Raw genomic sequence first — 6,702 nt, 5'->3', positions numbered from 1 at the left:
AGGGGGCTCCCGTGGCTTCCTCCTTGGGGGGGGGTGTCTTCGAGGTCTTGCTGGGCGCGGGGCCCCCCGAACCCCCCTCACGGGCGGGTCCCTGCGGGCCCCCCCCGGCACCCTCTCCACCACATCGACGTGAAGGGCATCCCCCATGGCTGACTACGTCCTCGCCATCGACCAAGGCACGACGAGCTCGCGTGCCATCGTCTTCGACCACTCCGGCCGGATCGTCTCCACCGGCCAGCTCGAGCACGACCAGATCTTCCCCAAGGCGGGCTGGGTCGAGCACAACGCCGAGCAGATCTGGAGCAACGTCCGCGAGGTCGTCGGGCTGGCGCTCACCCGCGGCAACCTGGCACACACCGACCTCGCCGCCATCGGCATCACCAACCAGCGCGAGACCGCCGTCGTGTGGGACAAGAACACCGGCAAGCCCGTCTACAACGCCATCGTGTGGCAGGACACCCGCACGCAGGCGATCGTCGACGAGCTCGGCGGCTCCGAGGGTGCCGACAAGTACAAGTCGATCGTCGGCCTGCCGCTGGCGACCTACTTCTCCGGCCCCAAGGTCAAGTGGATCCTCGACAACGTCGAGGGCGCGCGCGAGGCCGCCGAGAAGGGCGACCTCCTCTTCGGCAACACCGACACCTGGGTGCTGTGGAACATGACCGGCGGGCCCGACGGCGGCGTGCACGTCACCGACGTCACCAACGCGTCGCGCACCATGCTCATGGACCTCGACACCCTGAGCTGGCGCGAGGACATCGCCGCGGACATGGGCATCCCGCTGTCGATGCTGCCCGAGATCCGCTCCTCCTCCGAGGTGTACGGCCAGGGCCGCCCCCGCGGCCTCGTGCCCGGCGTGCCGATCGCCGGCATCCTCGGCGACCAGCAGGCGGCCACCTTCGGCCAGGCCTGCTTCGAGACCGGCACCGCGAAGAACACCTACGGCACCGGCAACTTCATGCTCCTCAACACGGGCACGGAGAAGGTGCCGAGCAAGAACGGCCTGCTCACCACCGTCTGCTACAAGATCGGCGACGCCCCCCAGGTGTACGCCCTCGAGGGCTCCATCGCCGTCACCGGCTCCCTCATCCAGTGGCTGCGGGACAACCTCGGGATGTTCGAGGACGCCCCCGACGTCGAGTGGCTGGCCCGCAAGGTCGAGGACAACGGCGGCGCCTACTTCGTGCCCGCGTTCTCCGGCCTGTTCGCGCCGTACTGGCGGCCCGACGCGCGCGGCGCGCTCGTCGGCCTCACCCGGTACGTCAACCGCAACCACATCGCGCGCGCGGCGCTCGAGGCCGTGGCCTTCCAGACCCGCGAGGTCGTCGACGCGATGAAGCTCGACTCCGGCGTCGACCTCACCGAGCTCAAGGTGGACGGCGGCATGGTGGCCAACGAGCTGCTCATGCAGTTCCAGGCCGACCAGCTCGGCGTCGACGTCGTGCGGCCCAAGGTCGCCGAGACGACGGCGCTCGGCGCCGCCTACGCCGCCGGCATCGCCGTCGGGTTCTGGAAGGGCGAGGAGGACGTCACCGCGAACTGGGCGGAGGACAAGCGCTGGTCGCCGGCCATGGCCGAGGACGAGCGCGAGCGGCTCTACCGGTCCTGGAAGAAGGCGGTCACGAAGACGTTCGATTGGGTTGATGCTGACGTGCAGTAGTTCTGCTTGAGCCCGCGGCGGGGACGGACCTCGTGCGGGCGGTCGCGTTCACGGGCGCCAGGGCGCCCTCCACTTCGGGACATCTACGACCGCCCGCACGACGTCCGTCCCCGCCGCTCTGCGTTCGCCCTCCGCCCGGTGGTGGACTGGGCTGCTGGGTGCTGTGCTCCGCTCGGCCGCTACCGCTGCCACTGCCACTGCCTGTGCCGGGTGCCGGGCGGCGCCCGCCGGGCCGTCCGCTACGGTGCGCTCGTGGATCGGGACGAGGCGAGGGACCGGCTGGCCGAGGCCCTGTGCCTGTTCCGCGACGAGGTGCGGCCCGCCACCCGGGAGCGGCTGGTCACCGCAGCGGTGGAGGCGCTGGTCGCCGGGCTCGACTCGCCCGCGCTCGCCGAGCTGGCGGGCGCGTATCCCGACGACGCGCCGTCGGCGCTCCGGCTGACGGCGGACACCGCGGCGGCCGAGCTCCGGCTCCACGTCCCCGCCCCGGACCAGGTCGAGACGGTGAAGGTCCGGCGCAAGATCCTGGACCTGCTCGCGGGCTCGATCAGCCCGCGCGAGCTGGCCGCCTGGGCCCACCGCGAGATCGGCCACGAAGGGCTCCCCTCAGCACGGTGGTTCGTCGAGGCGGACGACGAGTACGACGTCCTCGAGTACTCGACGCTGACCGTCGAGGACCTGGACCGCTCCCTCGCCGATCACGCCCGGGCCTTCCTCGCCGACCCGGCGAACGACCCCTGGGCGGCGGCTCACCGACCGCCCGTCTGACCGGGGCGGGGCCCGTCGGACGCGTCGTCCGCCAGGAACGTCCGCGCCGTGGCGACCAGGAGCGCGCGCTCGCCCTCGACGGTGAAGCGGTCGTCGGTGGCGACGCGCTCCAGGAAGCCGCCGGACAGCAGGACCAGCCACGAGGCGATGCGGGCGGGCGCGAGGTCGGCGCGGACCTCGCCCGCGGCCTGGCCGCGCTCGATCCACGGGACCAGGAGGTCGCGCTGGGCGCGGTCGTCGTCCGCCAGGGCCGCCGCGACCGCCGGCAGGTGCATGACGCCGGCGACGGCGCGCACGAAGCCGGGGATGCGCGGGTCGGCCGCGTCGTCCGCCCAACCCGCCAACAGGTCGAGCAGGACGCCGAGCGGGTCGGTGCGGCCCTCGAGGGCCGCCGACTTCTCGACCGTCTCGGCCGTGCCCAGCTCGAGGATGGCGAGCACCAGCTCCGTCTTCGTGGCGAAGTAGTGGAAGAACGTGCCCGAGCCGATACCGGCCTGCCGACAGATCGCCGCCGTCGTCGCGCCCTCGTACCCGCGCTCCGCGAGGACGGTCAGCCCGGCGTCGATGATCTGAAGACGGCGCGCCTCGTGGCGCGCGGGGTCAATGGTGCGTGCCACGGGCATTCTCGGTCACGGGGGCGGCGGGGACGGCGAACCGCCGGGCCTGGAGCCGGTCGCCCCGGACGCGCGCAACGATGCCGTGCGCCGCGAGCTCGGCGTCGACCTCCGCCACCGCGCCGGCGTCCTTGCGCTCCGCGAGCCGGCGGCGCAGCAACGCGTGCTCGGCGGGGGCGAAGCCCGGGCGCCCGTCCATCCACCGCTCGTACTCGTGCTCGTGCGGGTCGGCGTCGCGCCACGGCCAGCCGTGCGCCTCGAACGCGCCCCGCACCTCGGCCGTGCGCAGCGTGTCGGCATCCAGCCGGGCCCGCGGCGCGCCGCCCGGGCCGAGGAGGACCAGGTACCGGCCGTCGCGGAAGACGTCCGCGACGTCGCCCCGCTCCACCCAGCCCTCCTGGTCGTCCGTGCGGTGCTCCAGGTGGTCGGCCGCGACGGTCAGGCGCAGCGCCTCCCCGATCGTCGACAGCGCCAGCAGCGTCCCGACCAGCACGCCGAGCCCCCCGAGGATCGGGACGGACCAGGCCGGCGGCAGGCCGGCGAGCAGCCCGACCGGGCCGAGGTCCGGCAGCGGGCTCGACTCCAGGAAGCCTTCCAGCCAGCGGGCGAGCGGCGGGAGGCCGACGCCCAGCCCCACGCCGAGCAGGACGGTCGCCGCGAGGACGAGCAGGGGCACGGCGCGAGGCTGGCGGACCTCGGTCACGGACGAGGCGGAGGTTCGGGGCACGACCTCATTGTTGGAGCAGTCGCTCTATTAATGCAACCCGGCCTAGGCTGTGCCGGTGAGCACCACGGGCAGGACCACCATGCGCGAGTACACGATCCCCGGCGTCCACGTCACCGACCGCACCCTCACGGTGCCGCTGGACTGGTCGCACCCCGACGACGGGCGCACGATCTCGCTCTTCGTGCGCGAGCTCGTCGACCCCACCCGACAGGCCGACGACCTGCCCCTGCTCGTCTTCCTCCAGGGCGGCCCGGGCGGCAAGGGCCCCCGCCCCACCGGCCCGGACGGCTGGGCGGGCGAGGCGCTCAAGCGCTTCCGCGTCGTCCTGCTCGACCAGCGCGGTACCGGCCGCTCGACGGCGGTGCGCGCGGGAGCGCTGACCGCGCTCGGCTCCGCCGAGGCGCAGGCCGAGCACCTCTCCCACTTCCGCGCCGACGCCATCGTCGACGACGCCGAGCATGTGCGGAAGACGGTCTACGGCGGGCGCCGCTGGTCCACCCTCGGCCAGTCGTACGGCGGGTTCCTCACGCTCACCTACCTGTCGCGCGCGCCCGAGGCCGTCGCGGCGTCGTACGTCACCGGCGGCCTGGCGGGCCTGACCGCGAGCGCCGAGGACGTCTACCGGCGCACCCAGCCGCGCGTCGTCGCCAAGAACGCGCTCTACCGCGAGCGGTACCCCGACGACGTCGAGCGCGTGGCACGGATCGCCGACCGCATCGCCGCGGGAGACGTGCGCCTGCCCGGCGGGGACCTGCTCACCGTCGAGCGCTTCCAGACGCTCGGCATGGCGTTCGGCATGGGCCCCGGCTTCGAGCGCGTGCACTGGATCGTCGACGAGGCGTTCGACGACGACGGCGCGGGCGAGCTGTCCGACACCTTCCTCGCCGAGGTGGAGGCCGCCACCGGCTTCGCCACCAACCCGATGTACGCCGTCCTGCACGAGTCGATCTACGCCCAGTCCGGCACCGGGGCGACGGCGTGGGCGGCGCAGCGCGTGCGCGACGAGGACCCGTCGTTCGCCGGCGACGCGCGGCCCCTGCTGTTCACCGGCGAGATGATCTACCCCTGGATGTTCGAGCAGGTCGCCGCGCTGCGCCCGTTCCGCCCGGCGGCCGAGGCGCTCGCCGCGCGCAAGGGCTGGGGCGACCTGTACGACCTCGACGTCCTGGCGCGCAACGAAGCCCCGCTCGAGGCCGCCGTCTACCACGATGACATGTTCGTGGACGCGGGCCTGTCCCTGGAGACCGCCGGGCACGTCGGGAACGCCCGCGCCTGGGTGACCAACGAGTTCGAGCACGACGGCCTGCGGCTCGGCGACGTGTTTCCCAAGCTCCTCGCCCGCATGGACGCCCGCGGCGGCGCGCGGTCGTGAAGACGTGGTCCGTGGTCCCGCGAGGTAGTTGACGACTCGGCGAAGTAGTTCACGACTCGGTGAGGTAGTTCACGGAGCAGTCGTGACGCGAGGCGGTCCCGACCGGCCTGCTCACAGCGCCGCGCTCCAGGCCTTCCCGGGCCAGTACGCCCACTCCTCGAAGTCCACCACGCGGCCGTCGGGGGCGAAGCGCAGCACCCACAGGTCGCGGTACTCCTGCTCCCGCGGCGCGGTGTAGCGCACCTCGACCCGGACGACGGCGACGTCCCCCTCCACGGCGAGCGGCTCGGCCGCCATCGTGAACGTCGCGCCGGTGTCGACGGTCCAGAACCCGCGGATCGCGGCGTGACCCACGAGCTCCTCGGGGTCGTACGGGGAGCGCGCGTACCGGGCGTCGGGCGTGAAGAGCCGTTCGACGGCGTCCGCGTCGCTGTCCCGCCACGCCGCCTCGTACCCGGCGACCCACCGTCGTACCGACACCCGGTCCGCTGCCATCCCCGCAGTATGCGCGCGGGAGGAACTACCTCGCCGAGTTCCGGACTACCTCGCCGAGTTCCGGACTACCTCGCCGAGTTCCGGACTACCTCGCCGAGTTCCGGACCACCTCGCCGAGTTCCGGACCACCTCGCGGGAACTGGACCACCACGCCGGGGTGCGGGAACCGCGGGGTACCGTCGTTCGTCGGACTACCGGCGGCGCCCGCCCGGGCGCGCCACGTGAAGCAGAAGGCGACCTCATGAGCACCACCTCCCCCACCCCGATCCTGCGTGCGGCCGACCTGGTGGTCGGGTACGGCGGCCCGGCGATCCTGGAGGGGATCGACCTGGTGCTGCTGCCGGGGGCGGAGCCGGTGGGGATCGTGGGCGAGTCGGGTGCCGGCAAGTCCACGCTGGTGCAGGCGCTGCTGGGGCAGCTGCGGATCCGCGAGGGCCACGTGACGTTCGAGGGCCGCACGGTGGGCAAGCTCGGCTGGCGGGACAAGAAGAAGTTCCGCGCCGCGGTGCGCACGGTCGCGCAGAACGGGCTCGACGCCGACCCGCGGTGGACGGTGGAGCGCGCCGTCTCCGGTGCGCTGTCCGACGCCCGCAAGGCCGGCCGGGCGAGCGGCCGCACCGTCGAGCAGCTGCTCGACGACGTCGCGCTGGAGCCGCAGTTCGCCGGGCGCACCATCCACTCGCTGTCCGGCGGGGAGAAGCAGCGGCTCGCGCTGGCGCTCGCCCTCGCCACCCGGCCCGACGCGATGCTGCTCGACGAGCCGCTCACCGCCGTCGACCCGGCGATGCGCGGCGAGATCGTACGCCGCCTCGCCGACGTCACGCGCGCCGAGGGCACCGCCGTGCTGCTGGTCTCGCACGACGTGGAGCTGGTCGCGCGGTTGTGCCCCACCGTGCACGTGCTGGCCGAGGGCCGGTTCGTCGCGTCCGGGCCGATGAGCGACGTGCTCGCCGCCGGCGCGGCCGACGACGCCCACCCCGCCGTGCGCGGCCTCGCCGAAGCCGCCCCGCTGGCGGCGCAGCGCTTCCGCTGACCGAGCCCCAGCGTTGTGAGCGGGCGTTTGGCC

7 protein-coding genes are annotated in these 6,702 nt (G+C 73.6%); 4 read left to right on the top strand and 3 right to left on the bottom strand.

Translation table 11 applies throughout. The features are described 5' to 3' along the window. Nucleotides 1–145: 145 nt before the first annotated feature. On the top strand, nucleotides 146–1,660 hold the full coding sequence (gene glpK, locus ACWF41_RS21115) for a glycerol kinase GlpK (RefSeq protein WP_380327159.1): 1,515 nt from the start codon (nucleotides 146–148) through the stop codon (nucleotides 1,658–1,660). 252 nt (nucleotides 1,661–1,912) lie between these two features. Beyond that, nucleotides 1,913–2,428: a hypothetical protein gene (locus tag ACWF41_RS21110; RefSeq protein ID WP_380326593.1), complete on the top strand. Its 516-nt coding sequence runs from the start codon at nucleotides 1,913–1,915 to the stop codon at nucleotides 2,426–2,428. On the opposite strand, the gene ACWF41_RS21105 is transcribed toward ACWF41_RS21110, so the two are convergent. Together ACWF41_RS21105 and ACWF41_RS21100 are read right to left on the bottom strand one after the other, a co-directional pair. Further along, nucleotides 2,410–3,045, bottom strand: coding sequence for a TetR/AcrR family transcriptional regulator (locus ACWF41_RS21105; protein WP_380326596.1), 636 nt, complete (start codon nucleotides 3,043–3,045; stop codon nucleotides 2,410–2,412). The two genes, ACWF41_RS21110 and ACWF41_RS21105, sit on opposite strands and share 19 nt — an antisense overlap. Continuing rightward, entirely contained in the window at nucleotides 3,029–3,769 is a 741-nt protein-coding gene (locus ACWF41_RS21100; RefSeq protein ID WP_380326599.1) for a YqeB family protein, read from the bottom strand. The genes ACWF41_RS21105 and ACWF41_RS21100 overlap by 17 nt, the downstream gene beginning before the upstream one ends. A gap of 79 nt (nucleotides 3,770–3,848) precedes the next feature. On the opposite strand from ACWF41_RS21100, the gene ACWF41_RS21095 reads away from it, so the two are divergent. Next, nucleotides 3,849–5,141 (top strand): alpha/beta fold hydrolase, encoded by a 1,293-nt coding sequence (locus ACWF41_RS21095; RefSeq protein ID WP_380326608.1) that lies wholly within the window; start codon nucleotides 3,849–3,851, stop codon nucleotides 5,139–5,141. 111 nt (nucleotides 5,142–5,252) lie between these two features. Here the strand turns inward: ACWF41_RS21095 and ACWF41_RS21090 are convergent, their stop codons facing one another. Beyond that, complete coding sequence (locus ACWF41_RS21090) at nucleotides 5,253–5,636, bottom strand: YybH family protein (RefSeq protein WP_380326602.1); 384 nt, start codon at nucleotides 5,634–5,636, stop codon at nucleotides 5,253–5,255. A 241-nt stretch (nucleotides 5,637–5,877) separates the two neighbouring features. Here ACWF41_RS21090 and ACWF41_RS21085 point away from each other — a divergent pair, with 241 nt between their 5' ends. Further along, complete coding sequence (locus ACWF41_RS21085) at nucleotides 5,878–6,669, top strand: ABC transporter ATP-binding protein (RefSeq protein ID WP_380326605.1); 792 nt, start codon at nucleotides 5,878–5,880, stop codon at nucleotides 6,667–6,669. Nucleotides 6,670–6,702 lie beyond the last annotated feature (33 nt).

Source organism: Isoptericola sp. NPDC055063, from assembly GCF_053608125.1.
The sequence above is the reverse complement of the archived record's forward strand: the minus strand, read 5'-3'. Positions and strand labels throughout refer to the sequence as shown.

Bases quoted from the DNA above. Each gene is read 5' to 3' on its own strand.
- ACWF41_RS21090 (WP_380326602.1), bottom strand. From the start codon at position 5,636: ATGGCAGCGGACCGGGTGTCGGTACGACGGTGGGTCGCCGGGTACGAG.
- ACWF41_RS21095 (WP_380326608.1), top strand. From the start codon at position 3,849: ATGCGCGAGTACACGATCCCCGGCGTCCACGTCACCGACCGCACCCTC.
- glpK (WP_380327159.1), top strand. From the start codon at position 146: ATGGCTGACTACGTCCTCGCCATCGACCAAGGCACGACGAGCTCGCGT.
- ACWF41_RS21085 (WP_380326605.1), top strand. From the start codon at position 5,878: ATGAGCACCACCTCCCCCACCCCGATCCTGCGTGCGGCCGACCTGGTG.